The sequence below is a fragment of the Shewanella sp. QJM3NY_23 genome (assembly GCF_056173105.1).
The window spans coordinates 3381702-3405717 of the sequence record NZ_CM149657.1; the positions used below are offsets into that span (position 1 = coordinate 3381702).

The following is a 24016-nucleotide window of genomic DNA, read 5'->3' on the forward strand; positions in this document are numbered from 1 at the left end:
AATATCAATATAGACTAACCGACTAGCGTAACACCTTACTTAAAAATGCCTGAGTACGCGCCTCTTTAGGGGCGCTAAATAGCGCCTGCGGTGAGCTATCTTCAACCACATAGCCCCCATCCATAAAAATCACTCTGTCGGACACATCTCGCGCAAAGCCCATTTCATGGGTGACAATCACCATGGTCATGCCCGCTAACGCCAACGACTTCATCACATCGAGTACGTCGCCGACCATTTCAGGGTCGAGCGCCGAGGTAGGCTCATCAAATAGCATTAATTCAGGCTGCATCGCCAAGGCGCGAGCAATGGCCACCCGCTGCTTTTGGCCACCCGATAAGCTGGCAGGATAAGCATTGGCCTTATCTTGCAAGCCCACTTGTGCCAGCAACTCCACCGCCTGACGGTCGGCCTCAACTTGGCTCATCAAGCCGAGCTTTACTGGGGCTAAGGTAATATTTTGCATCACGGTTTTATGAGGAAACAGATTAAAATTTTGAAACACCATCCCCACTTTTTGACGCAGCTTATCGATGCAGGCGCCTTTAGCCGTGATCGACTGACCATCGATAGCAATATCACCTTCGGTCGGCTGCTCTAGCAAGTTGATACAGCGTAAAAAAGTACTCTTACCACTACCACTTGGGCCAATTACGCTCACCACTTCGCCGCGGGCGATATGCTGACTAATCCCCTTAAGCACCTGATTATCACCAAAGCTCTTATGTAAATTGGTTATCTTAATCACTTTGCTTTAGCCTCTTTTCCAGTTTTGACAGCATAAAGGTGAAGCTGTACGTCAGTAGCAGGTAGATTATTGCACAGGTAAATAGCGGCACACTGTCCTCAAAGGTACGGCTACGAATGATTTCGCCAGCACGCATCAAATCGACGCCACCAATAAAACCTATGACCGCGGTCTCTTTTAGTAGCACGATAAACTCGTTGCCAAGGGCGGGTAAAATCTTCTTTACCGCCTGCGGCATGATCACCTCTTTCATGGTCATCCCTGGAGACAAGCCTAAGGAGCGCGCCGCCTCGGTTTGCCCTTTATCCACCGCTTCGATACCGGCGCGGATAATTTCAGAGATATAGGCGCCGCTGTTAAGGCCAAAGGCAATAATGGCCGCGGTTACCTTGTCGACATCTAAAAAGGACAATACGATAAAGTAAAGGATCACTAACTGCACAACCACTGGTGTGCCTCGGATCACACCTACATACAAATCGGCAGGCCAACGTAGATACCACTTAGATGACATCTTCATCATGGTGGTGGTAATGCCTAATATCGCCCCTAAGATCATGGCGAAAAAGGTGACCATCAGAGTGACCTTGAGACCATTTAAAATCAGCAAGATACCTATTAAGCCGTCGTCACCAATCGGGGTGAACAGCGAAGTGTTAATTGCATCTATCATGGATTGCTCACTTCATATGTTGGGCGATCAGTGCATCATACTGGCCACTGGCTTTCATATTGGCCAAGGTAGTATTGATACTCTGAAGTAGCTCAGGCTGGCTCTTGCTCACAGCAAACCCATAAAACTCAGGCTCGAAGTCGAGGCTGATAAGTTTCAACTCTGGGTTTTTAGCTAGGTAGCTAGCCGCAGGCTCACTGTCAAATAGCACCAAATCCACCTTGCCATTTTTCAGCTCCATAATAGCTTCAAAACCGGTATTAAAGGCGGTTACCTCTTGGGTATATTGCTTTGCCATGATGTCGGCCGTTGACCCTAACTGCACCGCAAAATGCTTGCCTTTAAGGTCATCAAGGCTGTTAATACTCTCTTCATTTTTATTCACTAATACTACTTGGGTTGCTTCGTAGTATGGCGCCGAAAAATCAACGCTTTTTTGGCGTTCAGTGGTGATGGTCATTCCCGAGGCGATAAAATCAATTTTGCCTGAGTTTAACGCCACTATTAGCGAGTCAAACTTCATATTTTCGACCTTTAAGGTCTTACCGGCGTCTTTAGCTATCTGACGCGCTAAATCTATATCGAAGCCTTTGATTTCATCGCCACTAATACCACCGACATATTCAAAAGGCGGGAAGGCTGCATTGGTACCAACCACGAGTACATCATCACTTTTACCACATCCAGTTAACAACAAGGCTACAACCAAGCTAAAACTGCCTAATAACACGGATTTGTTCATTGTAAACTCTCTTTTTCTATAAATACCTCAACTGCCACAGACTATAAGCACCCGCCCTTTTCGTGTCAATAAATATGCTATTTATTCGACTATTAATTCACTTTCAAGTTATAGATGTAACCCTCTTCCTTTCAGATGACAGATAGATAGCACGAGCAAATACCATTTTTTGTGCCACCCAATGACGGTGAATGTGATAGCATTTACACCTACTGCGCCCTGCAATTGGCGCCCATTACTCGGAACGCGAAAAGCGCTCCTCTTTTCAAAGGAAGCCATTGTGAGCGAAGCTGGGATCCGTCTTAACAAGTACATCAGTGAAAGTGGTATTTGTTCTCGCCGAGAAGCCGATCGTTTTATCGAGCAAGGTAATGTTTTTATTAATGGTAAACGCGCTCAAATAGGCGACCAAGTCTCATTTGGCGATAAGGTGAAAGTTAATGGTCGTGATATTGAGCCAAGAGACGCCGACGACTTGGTATTTATCGCCTTAAATAAGCCTGTCGGCATCGTCAGCACCACCGAAAACGCCGAGCGCGATAACATCGTCGACTTCGTCAATCATAGTGAGCGCGTATTTCCCATTGGCCGCTTAGATAAAGACTCTCAAGGGCTAATTTTTCTGACCAATAATGGCGATCTGGTCAATAAAATTTTGCGTGCTGGCAATAATCACGACAAAGAGTATGTGGTAACAGTAAACAAGCCGATCACTGAGGCGTTTTTAACAGGTATGCGCGCTGGCGTGCCCATGCTTGGGGTTATTACCAAGAAGTGTAAGGTAGAGCAGCTCTCTACTTTCGTGTTTAAAATCGTACTGGTACAAGGCCTTAACCGCCAAATCCGCAGAATGTGTGAGCATTTCAATTTTGAAGTGACCAAGCTTGAACGCCAAAGCATAATGAATGTCTCCTTAAAAGGATTACCTTTAGGAGAGTGGCGTGACTTAGATGAGGAGGAACTTTCAACCCTGTTTAAGCTTATCGAACACTCTTCATCTGAAGATAAGAAAAGCCCCAAAAAAGCGGTAAAAAAACCTGCCAAGAAACCCAATAAATCGCTACGGGATAAGATTGAAGGCCCTGAGCACTTTATGCAAAATCATGGTAAAAAGAAAAAACCTGCTGGCGCTAATAAAGGTAAGCCATCGCACTCTAGACGCCCTAAGCGCTAGCATCAAAGATAATGCAACTCGCCTAGCGGCGAGTTGCATTATCAATTATCTAGTCCACTAATAATTATTCATTGAATATCGGTAGCAACCGCTGTAACGCACCAAGCTTATGCAAGCCTGCTCTATTTTGGTGAGCACTTTCATCAAAATAACAACCTCACACCGACACCTGTAAATATAAACCCATTAAAATCAATAGATTATCGATTAACCAAAAGTTGGCACAATACTTACATACCCATATAGAGGTAATAGCAACTATTGCCAAAGATAAGTTGTTAGCTCAGGAGTCAATCATGAAAAATCTAACTCAATTTAGGTCACTAATACAGCAACAATGGCAGTTCTTCCATCATCTTGGCGTAAGCCAGTGGGACCTTGAATAACGAGTAAATAACTCAGTCGGTTCGAATCATCGCACCGCAAGATACCTATTTTTATGAGGAGTGCTAAATGAGTCACTTAGGTAAAAATATCACGCCAAAAATGGCACAGCGAATTGTAGAACACGCGACCACGAGCCCTTGTCAGTTATCCGAGGTCGCTCAAAAATTTGGGGTATCTCAAACAATCGTTTATCAACTCGTTAAGCAGAGCAAACTGCAAGCTGGCCGCGTCAATAGTTTACGAGCTCAGATCGCTAGAGTGGCTCAACCACTTAATCGACTAAAGTACGAATTAAAATGGCTACAACATTAAAGTATTCATGATCAGATAAACGGATAAACGGATAAACGGATAAACGGATAAATACAATAATAAAAACAATAGGTCGTCAGCAGCAAGCGTGTATCAGAAAGTGAAAGGGCAGCCAATATAATAGCCCATGCCAAAAGGCACAGTTTCTAATACGACAACCACTTTCATCGAGGTATCTTACAGGTGGTATCTCGAGGCGCACCCCCAAAGGCGCTTTTCGCCTAGTGAACGACAGGATACTCGTTCACTAGGCTTTTCTTTTCCATCGCCCTGCATCGCTAAATAACCTAAATTCAGGTTAAATAAAAAATTCATAGCAATTAACCCTTTTCCCAAACCCGGCCGTTTATACCTACAAGATTGACAATCTCATAGGTCAATCAATGACTAACAACCTTATTTCGGAGTAAGCAATGAAAAAATCGACATTAGCCGCCATATTATCAGCGAGTCTGCTGAGCACTACATTAGCTATCACAGCTACTAAGGTACAAGCCAGTGAACTTGAGTTTCCCCATATTGAGACCGTCGGTACAAGCCAGGTGATGGTTAAAGCCGATATGGCGGAAATTAATGTCGAAGTGGTCACCGAAGCTAAAATGCCAGCCGACGCCAAAGCCAGTTCTGATAAGGCTGTCGCTGACTTTTTAGCCCGTTTAGCCGAAGCAGGCGTCGAGCGCGACCAGATCCACAGCGCCAACCTTTCACTGCAAGCCAAACAGCAATACGACAGCGAAACCCGCACCACGACCGAGGTGGGTTATCGTGCCAGTCGTCAAGTGACCGTCACAGTAGTCGAACTGACACAACTGAATAAAATATTAGATACGGCGCTTGAACAGGGCATTAATCGAATTAACCATATTGTTTTTACGTCGAGTAAAACCGACGAGTTAATCGCGCAAGCGCGCCAACAGGCGATAGCCGATGCCCAGCAAAAAGCCAAGGCCTTAGCCGCCGGATTCGGTGCAGAGTTAGATAGGGTATGGCAGATCCGTTATATCGAGCAGCGCTCAGTGCAGCCGGTGATGTATCGCATGGACGCTGCGCCTAAAGGTAATATTGCCGAGAGTTATCAGCAGGCACAAACTAGCGTTAGCGACCGAGTCGAAGTGATCTACCGCTTGAAATAAGTACGGTTGACTAGGGCGGCAAGCTAGATCTCATTGGCAAACTCAGCAATATCGACTTTTAATAAACTATTTCAACAACTTAGTCATCTTTATTCAGTTGGAGTTTTTTCGCTAACGGCTCGATAGCCGCTCCCTGCAACACAATAGAAAATAGCACCATAAAGAACACGATATGCACTAATTCGATGGCGCCATCGACTCCTGCAGCCGCCGGAATTAACGCAAATACAATTGGAGTAGCACCCTTTAAGCCTATTGATGAGATAAACAGTCGCTTTTGCCAACTGGCCTGCCTAAAGGGCAAGTAACACAGCTGCACCGCCAACGGCCGCGCCACAAACATCAGCAATACTGCCGGCAGCAGAGACAGGGTAAACACCGACATCAAGGTTTGGGGAAACATCTGCAGCCCCAAGACAATAAACATCAATGACTGAGCTAACCACGACATGCTATTAAAGAAGTGGCGTGTCACTTCGCCGCCACGCTTTATACCATTGCCTAACACGACCCCAGCAACGTAAGAAGCAATCAAAATATTGCCGCCCGCTAGTTCACTGCCATACGCGGCAAGCACAAAGCAAGCTAATACAAACACAGGGATCAGACCATACTCTTGCAACTGGATATGGTTAAGCGCCCATACGCCCAGCTTAGCCACCACGAAAGCAATTAAGATACCAAACAGAATTTGCAGCCCTAAGGTTTGGCTTATCTCCCACACAGATATCGCCTCATTGGGCGCAAGGGCGATACCAGTTAAAATCATCACCATCACCATAGCGACGGGGTCGTTGGTGGCCGATTCAAACTCCAATATGCGATCGGTCTGCTGCTTTAGTTTGAGCTTTTTCGCCTCAAGGATTGAAAATACCGCTGCCGCATCGGTAGATGACACCACCGCCGCAAACAACAGACAGATAACTGGGCTCCAGCTGGTAAGCGGATAGAGTAATAACGCCAACAACAACGTAGTCAGCACCACGCCGATGGTAGCCAACACACCGCCCTCTTTATAGGCCAATTTAATGCTCTCGGTAGAGGTATTAATGCCGCCCACAAACACGATCACATTAAGGGCAACTCCACCCACCATCGAAGTGACGGCCAAATTATCATACACAAAATTAAATTCGCCATTGCCCAGCGCTAAGCCTACTCCCATAAAAATCAGTAAGCTGGGCAGCCCAAAGGTTTTAGACGGATGATGTAATAAAATGCCTACGGCAACCAATGCCGCAATTCCCAGTAAGATAATTTCGTAAGACATCGACATCCTTTTTTAGACGGCTAAAGAACTCAGCCTAAGAGGGCGCATGGGCGCCAACAATTCTATAGCGGTATATGGCTGATGGCCCAACTTCCACCAGCCAAACACGTAATGCACACTTAATAAGTTAAGCCTAACGCCGTGTTAAATACGGCCGCGCTAACAAGACAACCCCCAAGAGTAAGAAAGGCACACTCAACATCTGCCCTGCACTAATGGCCCAATCTTGGGCATAGGCCGCCTGCTTTACCTTGATCTCTTCGATGATAAACCGCGCGCTGAACACCAACACTAAAAATAAACCGAAAATCGCACCTTGTTTTTGCTTCATCTGCGTGGTGCGATAGATGAACCACAAGCTGATAAAGATAGTTAAATAAGCAAATGCTTCATACAACTGAGCCGGATGGCGTGGCAGGCGATCGATACGCTCGAAAATGATCCCCCAAGGCTTATCAGTCACCACACCTAAGATCTCTGAATTGGCAAAATTGGCCATGCGCACAAAGAAACCAAAGATGGCGGTGGCGATCGCCAAGCGATCGAGTAAAAACAGAAACGGCATTTTAGTCTTTGTATGGTAATAATACAGGGCTAGAATGGCCCCTAAACCGCCGCCGTGACTGGCAAGTCCGCCTTCCCAAATCGCTAAAATTTTCAGCGGATGGGCAAAATAATAGCCCGGATCGTAAAACAACACATGGGCTAGACGAGCACCGATAATGATCCCCACTACACAGTAAATCAGTAGGTTATCTAACGACTCTACATCTAAACCTTCACGAACATAAATACGCTTCATCACCTGAAAACCGCTGGCGATCGCCACGGCAAACAGTACGCCATACCAATGTATTTTGAGTCCCATGAACGAGATCATCACAGGATCGATATTCCAAACTATGTGCTCCAAACGCTTTACTCCATAAGGTGCAGGCCAAGTGACCCGCTTAAATAATCTGCCAGTAGGCATTTTCACGCGCTTGGCGCGCTTATTCAAGCTCATACTATGGATTAATCACGATAAATTAGCTAGATACCCTGAGTCTTACCAGCATAAAAAAGGGCTTAGTCACGAGTGCGACTAAGCCCTTGATACCATGCGTTGCTGTGCTTGCAATCGCATTCGTTATCGGCTCACGCTTGAAGGGGAAAATACCGGCTAGTTATGGTTCGCCAGCTCCACTTATACCTCAAACAAGCCCATTTTAATCATGGTTTTTTGACTGGTATTATTTTGCCACAGCAGCAAACAGCTGATTAAATTTCTCCAGCCCTTCCTGTACCGTCTCATCACTAATGGTTAATGCAGGCAAGAAACGGATCACGTTACCGTAAAAACCACAGGCCAGTAGCACTAAGCCATGTTCGGCGGCATTGGCGATAATGGCTTGGGTAAGTGCTGTATTGGGTTGGTCTTTGTCACCATCGACAAACAGCTCCATGGCGATCATCGCGCCTTGATTGCGCACCTCGCCAATAAGCTGCGGATAACGCTGTTGCAGCGCGGTCAAATGCTCGTTAAATGTCGCGCCAATCTGCGCCGCACGCTCAACTAAGTTTTCTTCGGCAATGACCTCTAGTACAGCCAGCGCCGCCACGCAGCCCACGGGCGAGCCACCATAAGTACCACCAAGACCACCGGGAAGCGGCGCATCCATAATGTCGCTCTTGCCCACCACGGCCGCCAGTGGGAAACCGCCGGCAATGCCTTTCGCCATGGTGATAAGATCCGGCTCCACCTGGGCATGTTCGAAGCTAAACATCTTACCGGTGCGGCCAAAACCACTTTGAATTTCATCGGCAATTAATACAATGCCATGTTTATCACACAGCGCGCGCAATGCCTGTAAAAATTCAGGTGGCGCAATATAAAAGCCGCCTTCGCCCTGCACTGGCTCAACAATAATCGCTGCCACATCGCAAGGGGCGATATCGACCTTAAACAGGTTTTCAATCGCTTTAAGTGAATCTTTCACGCTCACATCATGCAGCGCCATTGGATAAGGCGCGTGGAAGATATCACCGGCAAAGGGGCCAAACTGATGCTTATACGGGCTGATTTTACCCGTTAGCGCCATGGTTAAATTGGTACGGCCATGAAAACCACCATTAAAGGCGATTACGCCGCGACGCCCCGTGTGCGCACGGGCTATTTTGACGCAGTTTTCCACGGCTTCGGCGCCAGTGGTCACAAAAATCGCTTTCTTATCACTCGGCCCCGGGGCGATAGCAGTCAGCTTTTCGGCCAGTTCAACCGCCGATTCATAAGGATTAACCATCACGCAGGTGTGGCTAAATTTATCCAGCTGCGCCTTAACGGCTTCGACTATTTTTGGATGGCTGTGGCCGGTATTACATACCGCGATGCCTGTGCCAAAATCGATATAACGTTTGCCTTCCACATCCCACAGCTCAGCATTGCTGGCACGTTCAACATAGGCGGCATAGGCGTTGCCCTGACCTCGGGCGATGGCGTTCACTTTACGTGCTTGTAAATCTGCGTTGCTCATTTTGAAATCCTTTAATCTTATTGAGTTACTTATCCAGTCCGCCAAGGCACAGGTACTTAATTTCTAAATAATCATCGAGTCCATATTTTGACCCTTCACGGCCATTACCCGATTGTTTTACGCCGCCAAAAGGCGCAGCCGCATTAGAGATAATGCCTTCGTTGACGCCAACCATGCCATATTCAAGTCCCTCAGCAACACGGAAAATACGGCCAATATCGCGGGCATAGAAATAAGCGGCTAAACCATATTCGGTATCGTTAGCCAGCGCCAAGGCTTGTGCTTCATCGTCGAAACTAATGATAGGTGTGACAGGGCCAAAAATTTCATTACGTGCCAGCGCCATATCATTGGTGACGCCAGTCACTATCATAGGCGCAAGAAAGCTTTCGCCTAACTCACTGCGCCCACCGCCAGCAATCACTGTCGCGCCACTGGCCACAGTGTCGTCCACCAGCTTTAGCACATCGTCGACCGCGGTTTTAGAGATCATCGGGCCAACGGTGACCCCCTCGCTCAAGCCATCTCCAACCTGCAAACCCGCCACGGCGGCGCTGAATTTCTCGGTAAACTCGGCGGCCACCTTGCTTTGCACTAAGATGCGGTTGGTACACACACAGGTTTGACCCGCGTTGCGGTATTTCGACACCAAAGCGCCCTGCACGGCGGCGTCGATATCGGCATCATCGAATACAATAAAGGGCGCATTGCCACCCAGCTCCATCGACACTTTTTTCACACTGGTGGCGCACTGGGCCAGTAAAATTTTGCCCACCGCAGTGGAGCCGGTAAAGGTAAACTTAGCCACGTCTGGATGCTGGGTAAGCACCTTGCCCATACCCGCAGCGTCTTCACCCACCACAATATTAAACACCCCGGCTGGGATCCCGGCGCGCTCGGCCAGCTCAGCCATGGCGAGTGCCGACAAGGGAGTAGACGGTGAAGGGCGCGCCACAAAAGTACAGCCTGCCGCTAAGGCCGCTGCGGCCTTACGAGCGATCATCGCGTTGGGGAAGTTCCATGGGGTAATCGAGGCCACCACACCAACTGGCTGCTTGATCACAATAATACGCTTGTCACTGGCTGGCGCCGGAATGGTGTCGCCATAGACACGCTTGCCCTCTTCGGCAAACCAATCGATAAAGGCCGCGCCATAGGCAATTTCACCCTTGGCTTCTGCCAGCGGCTTGCCCTGCTCTAGGGTTAATATGCGGCCCAAATCATCTTGATGTTGCATCATCAAGTTAAACCATTTACGCATCAGTGCGGCGCGCTCATTGGCGCTCTTTTTTGACCACGCTGGCAGGGCTTTTTTAGCGGCCACTATCGCCGCTTGGGTTTCATCACAGCCAGCGTTGGCCACCTCGGCCACCACCTGTTGATTGGCGGGATTGACCACCGCAAAACGGTCGGCGCTATCGACCCAGTTACCGTCGATATATGAGGCGAGCTTGATTAACTGGCTATCTTTAATTCCCTGCATAAATACTCCAAATCAAAAGGGCTGAGCTTTTAGTCACTAATTTGTCTATTGAATAGCAAAAGCAACTCAGGTTAAATACAAAATAATCAACACAATGTTTTATGACGGTAAAACTTATGAGCAAGCAATCGATCATCCCTAAGGCTGTCACCGAATATGACCTACGCTTGCTGCGCATTTTTCGCACCGTAGTGGAGAATGGCGGCTTTGCCGCAGCCGAAGCCGAACTGGGTGTCACCCGCTCGACCATTAGCGTGCATATGTCCAACCTTGAAAGCCGCATGAAACTGAAATTGTGCAGCCGAGGTCGTGGCGGATTTGCCCTGACCGAGGCGGGACAAGCCGTGTATCACGCCTGCATAGAACTGTTTAACTCACTCAATGATTTCTCTATGTTTGTGAATAACCTAGGCGAGGAGCTGATCGGCGAGTTGGTGATCTTATGTGCCGATCAGTTAGATCACACCATGCAACAGAAACTGGCACAGGTGGTGGCCTACATCCATGCGCGCCAACCCCAGCTACACCTGATTTTAGACGGTGAAGCGCTGCACCATATCGAGAAATCGTTACTGCAAGACAAGGCCCATGTGGGCTTACTGCCAAGCTATCAACAGATTGAAGGATTGCACTACCGCACACTGTTTAGCGAGCCCATCTATCTGTGTTGCAGCGCTCAGCATCCCTACTTTGAGCTCAGTGATGCCCAGATCAGCGCCGAAATGCTGTCAAAAACCGCCTCTATCCACCCTGGCGTCGATATCGATCCCGATGGGCGCGAGCAATTAAAACGCTTAAATTTGTCGGCAAAAGCGTATCAGTTTGATACTCGTAAAACCTTAATTTTATCGGGCTGCTATATTGGATACCTGCCGCTAAGCTATATCCAGCAAGAGCTAGAGGCGGGTCAGATGAAGATAATCCACGGCGATGCCGCCAGTTATCCGTTTAATTTGTCGATGGTGTATAAACATTCGGCGCGAGAAACGGCCAAAGTCGAGCTGTTAATGGCGGCGTTTAATGAAGTGTTTAGCCTAGATATGCCCAGTTAGGGCGTATCAAGCAAACAACTCAGCGACGAGCCGGAGGCGATCGCCACTGGGTTGCTCTTAATCGGTCTCTTAATCGGTATGATGCATCCCCATCACATTAAACAGGCTCTTTAATGAGACGGGGAGTATAGGTGCAGATTAACTATTGCCCAGTACAAAGCTGTACTTAAGATAGAGGCGTAAATCATTGAGATCTTCGCCATTATCCATATCAACTAAGGCATAGCGCGCGCGGCAACTTAAGCCAGGTAACCACTTATCCAGACCATAGCTCACCGAAAAGTCGGTCTGGCTAAAGTCACTGCCGGCGTCTTCTGGCACATCATACTCACCATAATGAACATAAGCCGATAAGCCATTAACTACCTTAGAAAAATCGTAAGCCACCTTAAGGGCATACACCTCTTCATTGGCTCGACCCGCCTGATACACCTGTTGGATCACCGCCTTTTCATCACCCCAAGGGGCTAGCAAGGCATCATCACCGGTTTTGGCGTACATCAAGGTGACATTAAGGCCAGCATATTTTGCCCCAGCGTGCAGACCATATTGATAGGTATCTAGCGCACCTGCGGTTTCATCGCCCGATGACGCTTGGGTTAAATAGGTTGGTTTAAGGTACAGCTGCCCCTCACCCACAGACGTTGACAGGTGTAACCTAGCATAGGTCTGATTAAATACATCCTGCATGTTGTAATGCCACACATCGGCTACCGCATTAACCTGCTCAAACGGTAGCTGATATTTAGCACCTATGATGTACATAGGATTATCGGCCACCTCTAAGGTAGTGCCTGCACCTGCCCGTTTGGCCTTCACCACATCATCGAGCGAGACAAAACTATTATCAGACCAGTCCATTGAATCGGTAATATAAAAAGCCGATAAAGTCAGATTATCAACGCTGTTATTAATGGCAGAAAAACCACGGTAGGTGCGCGGGATAGCGCGAATATCATGGCGATTCATCCATGGAGTATTGAGCTCTTGCGCGCCTAGTTTAAAGCGGGTATTCCACCACTCGCCTTGCACAAAGTATTCCTGTAGACGATTGACCGCCTCATGGTCGCCATTGGCATCGCGAGCCACCAAGCCATACACATTATTGTTATCGTTGATCCAAATCGGATTAGCCGAGGCGAAACTGGTGCCAAAACTAATGCCATTAACGGCAGCGGTTTGGTAATAAAACAGTCCACCAATAGAAGTGTCATGCTTGGTGGTAGTAGCGTCATCAAAATCACGCGTAAAATCAAATAGCCGTAACTCGGCTTTCATTTGACCTTGGCTAAACATCTGCTCGATGCTGCTATCGGCAACAGCCGGAACCGACATGGCGGCAAGTACTAAGAGTGATAGGTAGGATTTTTTCATTGTTATATTTCCCATGATCCGCGGCGAGTGAGCGTGGCAGCAGCGAGTACCACGACAAGTTGGGTGACAGTTGATCTTTTCATAATGACCTCTGGCTAAATTGCTCAAAATTGACGATGTCACAACATCGAAGTGACGCTATTTCCCACTGGCCGCGACTTCACGGTCATAAGGCTGAAATAGCCGACCTTTTCGGACTTGTTGTTGCCATCCCCACAGTGAGATCACAAGCAAGATGGTTAAGTTGAATGGCTCAACCTAGGTTTGAGAAAATGTGCTTTGATAAAAAAGCGCCACAAACTCATGGCGCTAAGGCACAACTCACATGAAACCACTTAACCATGCTATCGATTGGGGCTTCCCCCCCCCCCTCACAACAACAAGCATACGTTAAATGTATGACATATGATTTTAGCTGTACATTTGCGTTAACCACATTTGTATAAAAGGTCACACAATTGTGTTTACTGCAGTCAGGCTCACGCTTTTGCACAATAAATCCGCATCTTTTCCGATGGGCTATTGCCTCGCATAACAGGATCAATTAGGGAGATTAACGCCAAATATTAATGAGTTGGCTAAGATACTAAAGAGTTGCTATGGTATGATTTTGGGACTCGTCCGCACACGGAATTTATCTTGAACACTTTCAAACCAATCAAACAGATAAAGGCATCTAACGAAGTTTTTCAACAACTCAGAGACGCTATTTTTGATGGCCAATATCTGGCGGGCGCAAAATTACCCTCGGAGCGAGAGTTAATTGAAACCTTTCAGGTCAGTCGAACTGTGGTTCGAGAGGCACTCAAAGGCTTAGAAGCGCGCGGACTCGTCGATATAAAACAGGGCGCCACCGGCGGTGCATTTGTCAAAAAGCAGACCTATGAACGCCTAAGTAATGACTGTAAAGATCTGTTTTTATTGGGGCAGATGTCTTATGCCGAGATCTGCCAAGCCCGCTTAGCCATTGCCCCCATAGTGGCAGGGTTAGCGGCGCAACATGGCACTGATGAAGCGCGCCAGCAACTGCAACAACTATCTCAACATGGCGAAATAAGTAACCAAGCCTGTCAGGTGTACCATCAACTGGCGCTAATGTGTAATAACCGCTTTTTAACCGCAATTGATCAAGCGCTTATCCAGCTGATCGCCGATGTTCCAGCGGGGGGCGTAGCTTTAAAAAGCGATAGCACTGATCACCTCAACAATGCAGTGGCCGATGAAATACACACCTTAGTCGATGCGGTGCTAGGCCTTGATGCGCCTGGTGCCGAACAAGCGATGCGCGCCCATCTCAGCAAACAATTCTCAGATGCCAAAGCTGACACAGATAGCTAACCACAAACACTCACTTGAACCACGCACGACAGCAGACTTATCGCAGATAAACTGACATCTATTGCTCTGGTTCATCACCTAGTTAATAGTGCGGCCTAATCGCTCACGATTAATAAGCTTAACTAGGTCAATTGAGGTAAATAAAGCCCAAGATAAAGGCTTTGAGGAACAGATAAACGCCCAAAAAGAACAGGGAAAGCGGCTTGATTTAGCCGCCCCTTTAGATTAGCAATTGTTTTTAAGTTATCTGTTTATCTGCGTCATACATGTTATCGCTTGGATGGTGTAACTGCTTCACCCTAAAAGCGAGCTAGTAACTCGGCGCTAAAATCTTGCGCGCCCACCGTTAGCCCTAAACGCTCAATCTGTTGATTAATCCGGTTTAGCTCAGCGTCCACCTCACTTAGGGTCAAGGTGTTGTCATCTAACAGGTAGACAAATTTTAAGCTGGTGTAATAGAAGCTCAAAATAATCAGCGCATTGACATCGTCGCTCTGTGCCGCGAGTTTAATGGCTTTTAGTTTTCGATAGATACGATTATGCAGCGCTTTTAAACGCGACACATAATAGATCTCTTTAAAGTAGGCATGATGCCGCTGTCGATATAAAACCCCACCACAGAGAGCAAAAGCTAACAGTACGCCTAAAAAATTAAGATGGAAATTACCCGTCGATTCGCCTGTCGCTACTTCAACTTGGCCCCATAAACTGATCAACAGCTGACCCATTAGTAACGACAATAAAGCAAGGCAAGCAATAAACACTATGATCACGCGGTTTAAATGTTCACGGTAGGTGATCTTGTCTATTTCGATTAACTTCATCTGACGTCTCTGTAAATAACCCTAAGAATAAGGCGTAAGATTACCATGGCTTACCCATAAAATGGCATTACGCCACTATATTTAAACAGCGTGCAATAACGCTCATTGACTTGTCGAGTCGAACTGAATGCGATGCCGTGATAACAGATTTAACAGAAACAAAACAAATAGCGGTAAAAACATCTAGACGTCTAAATTGACAGACGTCTTTCAATCTCATATCCTCTTGCTTAATTGAGATGGCCACTATCGCATCGAGGCGATAGGTTCCTGCAAGGAGGGCATGGGAACCCTAGGTCAACATCTTGTTTTAACGACACGTACTCGCCGAGCGAGGCTAAGCAGTGAGAGAGAACACATTGACAACACCGACACATGAGCAACACGCCCCCGCTTCTAGTGAGCCACAGGCTTCTTTTATTGCCTTAATACCTCTACTGGTATTTTTAGCCTTATTTATTGGCGCTGGCGTCTATTTTCAAAACCAAGGCGTAGACTTTGCCTTTTATCAACTTCCTAGTGTGATAGCCATTTTACCCGCCATCATTTTGGCCCTACTGATCTCTAAGCAGAAGCTCAACCAAGGGATAGAAACCTTTATCGCCGGTATTGGCCACTCCAATATTATTGCCATGTGCTTAATCTATTTACTGGCGGGCGCATTTGCCTCGGTCGCTAAGGCCACTGGCGGCGTCGATGCGACTGTCGCCTTAGGACTGTCGTTAGTCCCCTCGAACCTGTTGCTTCCTGGATTTTTTGTCATTGCAGCCTTTATTGCCACCGCCATGGGCACCTCAATGGGCACTATCGCCGCTGTAGCACCTATTGCGCTCGGCGTGGCTAACGAAGCCCAAATCGAGCTAGCGGTGATGGCGGGGGCGGTGATTTCCGGCGCGTTATTTGGTGATAACTTGTCGATCATTTCTGACACCACTATTGCAGCGACTCGCACCCAAGGCTGCCACATGAAAGACAAATTCAGAGAAAACCTGATTTTTGCCATTCCGGCCGCCATCATTACCATGATCTTATTTACCCTAGCTGGCCAAGGGCAAGCGGATGTTGTGCCACAAGAAATTGATTTTATTAATGTCATCCCCTATTTAACCATTTTAGTCTTGGCAGTCTCAGGACTTAACGTGTTTGTGGTACTGACTGTGGGCATATTGCTTGCTGGTGCGACTGGGTTATTCACCAGCGACTATGACTTCATCATCTTTGGTAAAGATATCTACGCTGGTTTCACCAACATGCAGGAGATCTTTATTCTGTCGATGTTAGTCGGTGGACTCGCGGCCTTAATGCAGCAACAAGGCGGCTTAGCTTTTGTTAATAAACAGATTGAAAAATTGATCGCCCGTTTTTCTAAGCATAAAGGTGAAGCATCGACGCGAGCCTCTGAGCTGGGTATTGCGGGCATGGTTGCTCTGACCAACACCTGTGTGGCAAATAACACGGTATCGATTGTGGTAACGGGTAATATCGCCAAAGACTTAGCCGAGAAACATCAAGTTACGCCTAAACGTGCTGCCAGTATCTTAGATATCTTTTCGTGCATAGTGCAGGGGCTGCTCCCATATGGCGCGCAGGCATTGCTGATCGCCTCTATCTTTGCCATCAGCCCCATTGAAGCGGTGAGCCACGCTTGGTACTGCATGGTATTAGCACTGGTTGCTATCGCAATTGTGATTTTACGTAAACGCCATTAATGCAGGGTAGATACAGATTGAAACAACTGTTAAAAAATCAATTACAGTTGTGTATTAAGCGTTAATTATGGTTTAAACTACCGCCTTAGGAATATAAGGCGGCTACTAGCCCTATCGTTAGATAAATCGGTCAAATAAACGATATGAGCCAGTGATGACTGATCGCCGAATGAATCAAGGGAGTGCAACTATTGCGCTCCTTTTTATTTATCGCAATCCTAACTGGCGATGTTATGACAAGATACAACCCCATCAATTACGATTTCCACCGCATGGTGATTTTTACTATTTTAGCTGGCACAGTCGTCGCCATTGTAGGGATATCCATTACCTTACTCGCCCAATACCAACTGATGGGCAACTTGATTTTTAGCCAACTCCCTAGCAATCTAGGCAACTATATTCGCTCGCCACTGGCATACATTTTTAATATGGGGCTGATCCTCACTGGCATTTGTATGTTACTGGCCATGTATGGTTTACAGCAGTTGCAGTTAAACCAATTTAGCCACACCATTGCACTGGCGGGCTCCGCGGTAGGTATTAGCATCATACTAATGGGGATCTACCCTATTAATTACCTGTTTGAGCACAGATTATTTTCAACCATTTTTTTAATCAGCACCCTAAGCCTCTATTGTATTAGCTTGCTGGGCCATATTAATCATAAAAATATCTGTCCAACGCCACTGGTGATCGTCAGTCTGCTTGGCGTATGCTGCGCCTCGGTGCTAGCGTTCATGCTCAACTGGGATAGTTTAAGTTTTGATCCCTGCCCCCATGGCGAACAAGCCCCCTGTTTACTGACCTATTTGCTGTGGTGTCAAATCCATTTAGTGACCATTTGGTGCATCATACTGGCGCTCAGTATCAAGAAGCTGGCGAGAAAAAGCTATTACGACTCGATATCGGCCAAGCTGGCTGTCACCTGGTAAACACCCACGACCGATTAAGTTACTAGATAAATAATTTAAACAGTTAATCGATTGAAGTATCTGACTATAATAAGCTTTCCTATCCCTATTGTAGATTAATCAGAGTCCGTCATGCGTTTAGCTCAATATATCGCCCTTACCGGTTTATGCTCTCGCCGCGGCGCGACCCGGCTTATCCGTGATGGCCAAATCAGCATCGACGGCCGCCTAGCTAACCATATCGACAGCGTTACCTTTATCGACTCCCCACAAGGCCAAACTGCGCAGCAACAAATTTGTTATCAAGGCAAGCCTTTGCCAGCTGTGGAGCACAAGCAATATTGGATGCTCAACAAACAGGTCGGTACCGACTGCCGCCTGCTGCCCCACGACCCATCTAGCCTATGGCATTTACTGCCCAAGCAGCCGCGCCTTTATCCTGTGGGACGGTTAGATAAAGACTCACGCGGCTTATTACTCCTGACCAATGATGGTGAGTTAACGCAGCGTTTAATGCACCCAGATTATCAGCATCATAAACGTTATCGAGTGCGACTCAATAAAGTGTTCGATGCTCTCTTTCTCACCCAAATGGCCGCTGGGGTCAGCTATAAAAACCTCACCACCTTGCCCTGCCAAGTGCGGCGTTTAGATGACAGTCAGTTTGAGATAGTGCTCACCCAAGGGTTAAACCGCCAAATACGCCGTATGAGTCAAGCATTGGGTTATCGGGTAGTCGACCTTGAGCGTGTGGCCATTGAGTCTTTATCTCTTGGCGCCTTGCCACCAGGGCAATTGCGACCACTAACCAATGATGAGTTAACCGCCTTGCAGGCCAGTGTTGCATAAGGGGTTGCCTTGGAATCAAGAGTTGGCATTTTTGAGTTTTGTTTGAGTAGTGATTGACGTAGTCGGTGTTGGGGTGAGTGGTTGAAGGTCGTTCCGTCACATCCATGTGAATCACGACATTCGTATATCCATATAGATCACCGCCGCAGGCTATTAACGACAACGAAGTTTCGACTTCAAACACGCTAACCACCCCCATTAAGCCGAAGAAAAAGTGCTGACACCTTCATTCGAAGCCTAACGCTACTGAGTAACCAACAGCGCCACCTTAAAATAAATCAGCAAAAAGATTTCAGTTATGCGCCAATCGGGTCGTATTAACATGCAAAAATGGGTTTATTTTAAGGAACGGTAATGCATTCAAGCATGACAAAATTTGCTATCGATGATGGCTCTACTAATGTAAAAATCAGCTGGATTGAAGACGGCTTAGTGCGCAGCGTGACTTCCCCCAACTCTTTTCGTAAAGACTGGAAAAGTGCCGCTTTGCTGAATGACCGTAAGGTCTTTAACTATCAAATCGCCTCGACCAAATACACCTATGACGCCACATCAGATAAGGCATTGTCGACCACTCACGTTGCCTTTCAATATGACGACTTAAACCTGCTGTCGGTTCACCATGCATTGCTGCAAACTGGCGTGAAACCGGGTCCTGTGAGCATTCTGGTCACACTGCCCATCACTGAGTACTACAAGGCCGATGACTGCCAGAAAAACGAAGAGAATATCGCCCGCAAGAAAGCTAACTTGATGCGAGAAATCAGCCTCAATAAAGGCGAGTTATTCACTATTGTCGATGTTGAAGTGCTGCCAGAAAGCCTACCTGCCGTGCTAACCACCCTGATGGACTCAGGTGTCAATGAGTTTGCAAAATCCTTGGTAATTGATTGCGGTGGCACCACCTTAGATATGGGCGTCATTGTTGGCGAGTTCGACGATGTATCGGCCGTGTATGGCAATGCCGAGATTGGTGTCTCTATGGTGACCAACGCGGCAAGAAAGGCTCTGTCGGCTGCAGACAGCGATGCCAGCTACTTGGTTGCTAATGAATTGATTAAGCGTCGCCATAACCGTGATTTTGTGGAAGAGGTGATTAACGACATCAGTAAAGTCGATTGGGTATTAGAGCGCATCGAGGACAAAATCGCTGAGCTCGGCGCCGCGGTAGCCTATGAGGCAAAAACCTTTACTCGTAACCCAAACCGGATCTATTTAGTCGGTGGCGGCGCTATGCTGATTGAAAGCGCGATCCGCAATGCCTATCCTTCGCTGGGCGATAAAATCGTGATGGTAAAAGATCCTCAGGAAGCATTATCAAGAGAGATCTGTTGCTATCACGCCGCTACACCAGCTGAATCGGTGTAAAGGACCATTATGCGGATTCGATTCAGTGTCGGGCTAGAACCAGAGGTTCACGACTCCCACGGCTATGCCATTAAAGCCTTAAGGCTTTGGCAACAGCAGGAAAAAGCGCGTAATGATGAACCTGATATCGTGCAGCAGCGCCGTACCCAGTTTCATCGAGACCTGTACCTATCTGGGTTATTCCTGCATGAATTGGCGCCACAGCTGCCATCAATGCTGAGCCAAACTTTGCTACAAGACAAGGTAAACTGCCAAACCTTAGCCTGCCAACTTCGCTCTGCTGGCCTCACTTTAGCCGACGAAGATAAGGGGCTATCTGAGCAGCAATGGCAAAAATTAACTGCGATGCTTGAGGGCGCAAGCGTGCCACAACAAACAAGCAAGGTGGATTTTAGCGCTATTGAGCAGCAACTTGAGCAGTTACAACAGGGGCAGGCGCAGTTAAGTGACCAGCTGAGTCAATTGCCCGCAGCAGAAACCGCGCAGCCACAAGCCGACTTGGCCACTCAGTTCAGTCAGCTTAAGCAAGGGCAAGATCAGTTAATGGCACAGATAAAGGCGCTGCGCAGTCAATTTGCACAAGCGCCAGCCACAGCCACGACTCCCGATGACACACCAAGCCTAACAACTCAGCTTGAACGTGCCAGCCGGGTGAAATCAAAAGGTCTGTGGTAGACTCCATTACCTAATAACAATGAACCAATAGGTGCGCCTTACGGACGTTTAGCGCACCTATTAAGGTTACTTATTATCGGAGCGAAGTACCAACTCGACACGGCGATTAAGCTGCTTGCCTGCATCCTTGCTATTGTTTGCAACGGGGGCATATTCGCCAATCCCCTTGGCGGTGAGTTGTTGCTTGTTTATACCAATCAATCTAACCTTGACTGAGACCTATCAATTAAGATTATTCACCAAGCTGATTCATCAGACCTATGCCATAAAGGATGGGCTATAAAAATGGGGCACGAGTTATCAATTCAGGGAGGAAGCCCCCCTGATTAATTGCCAAACCTAAATTTAAAAATATTAGAAATATAAGTTATCGACTAACTTTTCATTGACGTATAACTCACATTTATCGGCTGTGCTGCTCTTTGAAGACTGCACCACACTTGCGATAGCACCAAAGGCGCCGCCTTGATTACCTAACACCGAGCCAAAGTAGCAATGACTGCGTACCGCGAAGTCTTGATAATTGGCTTTTAAATTTTGAGTCGGTGTGTAGGGAGGGAAACGGCCTTGCATGATGGGATCGCCGTTCACTGTTAGGATCAAAATGTTTTTCTTGTCGTGATAGCTACCGTTAAACTTCAGTACTTTACCATCGACTTCAACGGTTTTTTCCAGTGCCATACGTGGCCCAGGATCTGAAGCACAACCAGTAAGAACAGCGGCAAGTGTTAACGCAGCAAGTGAAGCATATTTCATTAAAACAATCCTTTATCAAGAGTAATTAATCCCAAGTGCAAGATAGTAATCTAGACAAAATAGCAGCACAACGAGATGTAACAATGAGCAGCGCGAAATGATACTTTTGTTTTACAAGCGCAATCAAAAAGTAACGATTTCAAAGCGAAAATAGTGTTTGTCAAAAATATTTTTACTCCTCGTTAGGCTTGCCTGCCCTTACTTTATCAACCCTATTGCCTATTACATACGTTGCTAAAAGGCGGTTTTACAACGGCCCCATTACCCCTTATCGACATCAACTAGGCAAAAAAAGGGGCTTAAGTGATGACTTAAGCCCCTTTTTCGGTGGCGTGGCGTATTAATCGCGCTGGGTTAATCGCCGGTAATTAATGCACAATTTCCATCTCTTCTAGCAGGTTATCGGCATTATCTAAGTATTTCATGACCCACAGCATATAACGGCTATCGACTTGGATAGAACGGTTGGTGTCAGGATCGTAGCCCCAGTCACCAATGATGCTCTCATACACACCGTCAAACAGCAGACCCACAAGCTCGGCGCGGCCATTTAAGGTTGGCGAGCCAGAGTTGCCGCCAGTGGTGTCTAAGGTCGAAAGGAAGTTAACCGGCACTGAGTCGATAGACTTCATATAGAAATCACCATACTGCTTTTGCTTAATCAGCTCTAACTGCTTTTTAGGGGCGTCAAATGGCGACACGCCAGTGTCTTTAGCTAAGATCCCTTCGAGACGAGTAAAAGGCACCGCCTGTAAACCATCTTGTGGTGAATAGCCCTTCACATGGCCCACGGTAACACGCAAGCTTGAGTTGGCATCGGCGTAAACTGGCTTACCTAACTGCTTGTTATAAGCGATGATGGCGTCCATATATTGTGGGCGCACCTTCATAAGCTTACCAGCCAGCTGCTTCGATTTTTGCTCTTCAGCCATGTCGGTGTCATACATAGCCACCGCAAACTGAATAAAGGGATCGTTGGAGGCTTTAAAGTCGCTTACCGATTTGTCCATCCAGGCCAAACGCGTGGCTTGGTCGTCCAGTTGCGTGTTGGCGTACATCTTGTCTAACGTCTTGCTGAGCTTGGCGGCATCAAAGTTTTTATCGATACCAAAGGCTTTATCGAGTGCGGCAATATGCTCACTCTCTGGCAACGCGGCGTAACGTTTAAGCAGGTCAAATACCACGGCTTTATCGACACTGGCAGCGTAACGTCTGTCGATACGCTCCATGCCTGACTTAAAGCGGGTCATATCACGCTCTTGGTAACCTGGCTCACGTGCCATATCGTCAAGCTGCTTCTCATTGGCTAGGCGATAGAGTTGGCGCGCGGTGGGCAACATAGTGGTGTAACCTAAGTAACCCAAGATGATGTTACGCGCTTGGTGCTCTTGGCTTTGGGCGATCAGGCTGTCTAGCTCGGCAAGGGTCTTACCGTATTTGGCCTGACGCTCGCTATCTTGTGCAATCCACTTCCCGAGTTCGGCCTCACCGACTTGGCGATCGGCCAGCATGGTCGACTTACCGTAAAACTCGATCATTGAGGTGAAGTTTTTCGCGTAGTTGGCCAATCCTGCAATCAGGCTTTCATACTTGATGCGCTCATCGCTGCCCTCTGGCGCAGTCTCTTTGATGATCTCGATAAAGCGCTCACGCAGCATTTTGCCTTCTGGGTATGCCCATTCAAACTGATTTTGGACTTCGTTGGCGGTGCGGTAGCGATTGGTACGACCCGGATAACCGGCCACCATCACAAAATCACCGTCACTGACGCCTTTGGCCGACACTTTCAAGAAGCTCTTTGGCTCGTAAGGCACGTTGTCTTGGCTAAAATCGGCTGGCTTGCCATCTTTAGCCACATAACCACGGTAGAAAGAGAAATCACCCGTATGACGTGGCCACATCCAGTTGTCGATATCGCCGCCATACTTACCCACGCTTGCCGCTGGGTTATAGACTAAGCGTACGTCGCGGATCTCCAGTTGCTTAACCAGGTAATATTCTAGCCCGCCATGAAAACTGTATACCTGACAGCGATAGCCCCCTTCGGCCTCACACTCGGCCACTAAGGCTTTTTCTTTGGCTTCAATCCCTTGATAGAAGTCGTTACCCTCTTTATCCGCCAAGCCCGCTTTAACCTTGTCAGTCACATCGGTCACGGCTTCAGTAACATAGATGCGTGAGCCAGGTGTTGCAGGTAATTCATCGGCAAAGGTTTTGGCTAAAAAGCCATCTTCGAGGAGGTTGTTCTCAGGAGTAGAGTTGTACTGAATCGAGCCATAGGCACAGTGATGGTTCGTCACCACCAGCCCTTTAGGAGACACAAATGACGCCGTACAACCACCAAGACTTATCACGGCATTCATCGGAAATTCGGTCAGTTTAGAGATTGATTTGGCATCAATCTCAAGCCCTTTGGCTTTTAACTCATCCGCCATCGCGGGCAGCTGATGTGGCTGCCACATGCCCTCATCGGCTTGCGCGCCAAAGGCAGCGGCAAACGCCACTGTCATTAATAGTTTTTTCATTTTTTAAGTCCATTTTATCGTTATAGATATCGAGTGATTCAATTGTTGAGCAATACCCAGACAATAAAAAAGTCGGGCAATTACCCGACTTTATCACAAATGGCTAGTATACAAATAGCTTAGAAAATGACTAAAAAAGTAACGAGGTGTGTCGCTAAATAGGTCGTATAACACCCTTAAAAATAACCCACTTGGGC

22 protein-coding genes are annotated in these 24016 nt (G+C 47.3%); 10 read left to right on the forward strand and 12 right to left on the reverse strand.

What is annotated here, in order from left to right; translation table 11 throughout:
* Positions 1-22 precede the first annotated feature (22 nt).
* Genes AC0VXX_RS14965 through AC0VXX_RS14975 form a run of 3 tightly spaced genes read right to left on the reverse strand, consistent with a single transcriptional unit; the run spans position 23 to position 2163 of the window.
* Positions 23-748, reverse strand: a complete 726-nt coding sequence (locus tag AC0VXX_RS14965; RefSeq protein WP_475514903.1) for an amino acid ABC transporter ATP-binding protein — start codon at positions 746-748, stop codon at positions 23-25.
* The gene (locus AC0VXX_RS14970) at positions 741-1421 is read right to left on the reverse strand and encodes an amino acid ABC transporter permease (protein ID WP_475514904.1); all 681 of its coding nucleotides are present in this window, start codon (positions 1419-1421) and stop codon (positions 741-743) included. The genes AC0VXX_RS14965 and AC0VXX_RS14970 overlap by 8 nt, the downstream gene beginning before the upstream one ends.
* A gap of 7 nt (positions 1422-1428) precedes the next feature.
* On the reverse strand, positions 1429-2163 hold the full coding sequence (locus tag AC0VXX_RS14975; protein ID WP_475514905.1) for a basic amino acid ABC transporter substrate-binding protein: 735 nt from the start codon (positions 2161-2163) through the stop codon (positions 1429-1431).
* A gap of 280 nt (positions 2164-2443) precedes the next feature.
* Here AC0VXX_RS14975 and rluF point away from each other — a divergent pair, with 280 nt between their 5' ends.
* The 3 genes from rluF to AC0VXX_RS14990 all read left to right on the forward strand — a co-directional run bounded on the left by rluF (position 2444) and on the right by AC0VXX_RS14990 (position 5169).
* On the forward strand, positions 2444-3337 hold the full coding sequence (gene rluF, locus AC0VXX_RS14980; RefSeq protein ID WP_475514906.1) for a 23S rRNA pseudouridine(2604) synthase RluF: 894 nt from the start codon (positions 2444-2446) through the stop codon (positions 3335-3337).
* Positions 3338-3790: 453 nt separating this feature from the next.
* Positions 3791-4036, forward strand: coding sequence for a hypothetical protein (locus tag AC0VXX_RS14985; RefSeq protein WP_475514907.1), 246 nt, complete (start codon positions 3791-3793; stop codon positions 4034-4036).
* A gap of 413 nt (positions 4037-4449) precedes the next feature.
* Entirely contained in the window at positions 4450-5169 is a 720-nt protein-coding gene (locus AC0VXX_RS14990; RefSeq protein ID WP_475514908.1) for an oxidative stress defense protein, read from the forward strand.
* A gap of 79 nt (positions 5170-5248) precedes the next feature.
* Here the strand turns inward: AC0VXX_RS14990 and AC0VXX_RS14995 are convergent, their stop codons facing one another.
* From AC0VXX_RS14995 to AC0VXX_RS15010, 4 genes are all read right to left on the reverse strand, one after another.
* The gene (locus AC0VXX_RS14995) at positions 5249-6439 is read right to left on the reverse strand and encodes a potassium/proton antiporter (RefSeq protein ID WP_475514909.1); all 1191 of its coding nucleotides are present in this window, start codon (positions 6437-6439) and stop codon (positions 5249-5251) included.
* A 133-nt stretch (positions 6440-6572) separates the two neighbouring features.
* Positions 6573-7352 carry a prolipoprotein diacylglyceryl transferase gene (lgt, locus tag AC0VXX_RS15000; protein WP_475514910.1) on the reverse strand — a complete coding sequence of 260 codons (780 nt, stop codon included), beginning with the start codon at positions 7350-7352 and terminating at the stop codon, positions 6573-6575.
* A 319-nt stretch (positions 7353-7671) separates the two neighbouring features.
* Positions 7672-8952, reverse strand: a complete 1281-nt coding sequence (gene gabT / locus AC0VXX_RS15005) for a 4-aminobutyrate--2-oxoglutarate transaminase (RefSeq protein ID WP_475514911.1) — start codon at positions 8950-8952, stop codon at positions 7672-7674.
* Between the two features lie 25 nt (positions 8953-8977).
* Positions 8978-10435 (reverse strand): NAD-dependent succinate-semialdehyde dehydrogenase, encoded by a 1458-nt coding sequence (locus AC0VXX_RS15010; RefSeq protein ID WP_110455853.1) that lies wholly within the window; start codon positions 10433-10435, stop codon positions 8978-8980.
* A 116-nt stretch (positions 10436-10551) separates the two neighbouring features.
* Between AC0VXX_RS15010 and AC0VXX_RS15015 the strand changes: the two genes are divergently transcribed.
* Positions 10552-11487 (forward strand): LysR family transcriptional regulator, encoded by a 936-nt coding sequence (locus AC0VXX_RS15015; protein ID WP_475514912.1) that lies wholly within the window; start codon positions 10552-10554, stop codon positions 11485-11487.
* Between the two features lie 138 nt (positions 11488-11625).
* On the opposite strand, the gene AC0VXX_RS15020 is transcribed toward AC0VXX_RS15015, so the two are convergent.
* Positions 11626-12861 carry an OprD family outer membrane porin gene (locus AC0VXX_RS15020; protein ID WP_475514913.1) on the reverse strand — a complete coding sequence of 412 codons (1236 nt, stop codon included), beginning with the start codon at positions 12859-12861 and terminating at the stop codon, positions 11626-11628.
* Positions 12862-13500: 639 nt separating this feature from the next.
* Between AC0VXX_RS15020 and AC0VXX_RS15025 the strand changes: the two genes are divergently transcribed.
* A complete protein-coding gene (locus AC0VXX_RS15025; protein WP_475514914.1) occupies positions 13501-14199 on the forward strand; it encodes a FadR/GntR family transcriptional regulator in 699 nt (232 codons plus the stop codon).
* Between the two features lie 299 nt (positions 14200-14498).
* Here the strand turns inward: AC0VXX_RS15025 and AC0VXX_RS15030 are convergent, their stop codons facing one another.
* Positions 14499-15023 (reverse strand): DUF3087 family protein, encoded by a 525-nt coding sequence (locus tag AC0VXX_RS15030; RefSeq protein ID WP_475514915.1) that lies wholly within the window; start codon positions 15021-15023, stop codon positions 14499-14501.
* A 359-nt stretch (positions 15024-15382) separates the two neighbouring features.
* Between AC0VXX_RS15030 and AC0VXX_RS15035 the strand changes: the two genes are divergently transcribed.
* The 5 genes from AC0VXX_RS15035 to AC0VXX_RS15055 all read left to right on the forward strand — a co-directional run bounded on the left by AC0VXX_RS15035 (position 15383) and on the right by AC0VXX_RS15055 (position 20538).
* A complete protein-coding gene (locus AC0VXX_RS15035) occupies positions 15383-16732 on the forward strand; it encodes a Na+/H+ antiporter NhaC family protein (RefSeq protein ID WP_475514916.1) in 1350 nt (449 codons plus the stop codon).
* A 233-nt stretch (positions 16733-16965) separates the two neighbouring features.
* Positions 16966-17667, forward strand: a complete 702-nt coding sequence (locus AC0VXX_RS15040; protein ID WP_475514917.1) for a DUF998 domain-containing protein — start codon at positions 16966-16968, stop codon at positions 17665-17667.
* Between the two features lie 111 nt (positions 17668-17778).
* A complete protein-coding gene (locus AC0VXX_RS15045; protein WP_475514918.1) occupies positions 17779-18495 on the forward strand; it encodes an RNA pseudouridine synthase in 717 nt (238 codons plus the stop codon).
* A 354-nt stretch (positions 18496-18849) separates the two neighbouring features.
* Entirely contained in the window at positions 18850-19863 is a 1014-nt protein-coding gene (gene parM, locus AC0VXX_RS15050; protein WP_475514919.1) for a plasmid segregation protein ParM domain-containing protein, read from the forward strand.
* Positions 19864-19872: 9 nt separating this feature from the next.
* The gene (locus AC0VXX_RS15055) at positions 19873-20538 is read left to right on the forward strand and encodes a hypothetical protein (RefSeq protein WP_475514920.1); all 666 of its coding nucleotides are present in this window, start codon (positions 19873-19875) and stop codon (positions 20536-20538) included.
* Between the two features lie 66 nt (positions 20539-20604).
* On the opposite strand, the gene AC0VXX_RS15060 is transcribed toward AC0VXX_RS15055, so the two are convergent.
* The 3 genes from AC0VXX_RS15060 to AC0VXX_RS15070 form a co-directional block, all read right to left on the reverse strand.
* Positions 20605-20739: a hypothetical protein gene (locus AC0VXX_RS15060; RefSeq protein WP_475517071.1), complete on the reverse strand. Its 135-nt coding sequence runs from the start codon at positions 20737-20739 to the stop codon at positions 20605-20607.
* A gap of 153 nt (positions 20740-20892) precedes the next feature.
* On the reverse strand, positions 20893-21294 hold the full coding sequence (locus AC0VXX_RS15065) for a hypothetical protein (RefSeq protein ID WP_110457121.1): 402 nt from the start codon (positions 21292-21294) through the stop codon (positions 20893-20895).
* Between the two features lie 368 nt (positions 21295-21662).
* Positions 21663-23819, reverse strand: coding sequence for a S46 family peptidase (locus AC0VXX_RS15070; RefSeq protein WP_475514921.1), 2157 nt, complete (start codon positions 23817-23819; stop codon positions 21663-21665).
* Between the last annotated feature and the right edge of the window lie 197 nt (positions 23820-24016).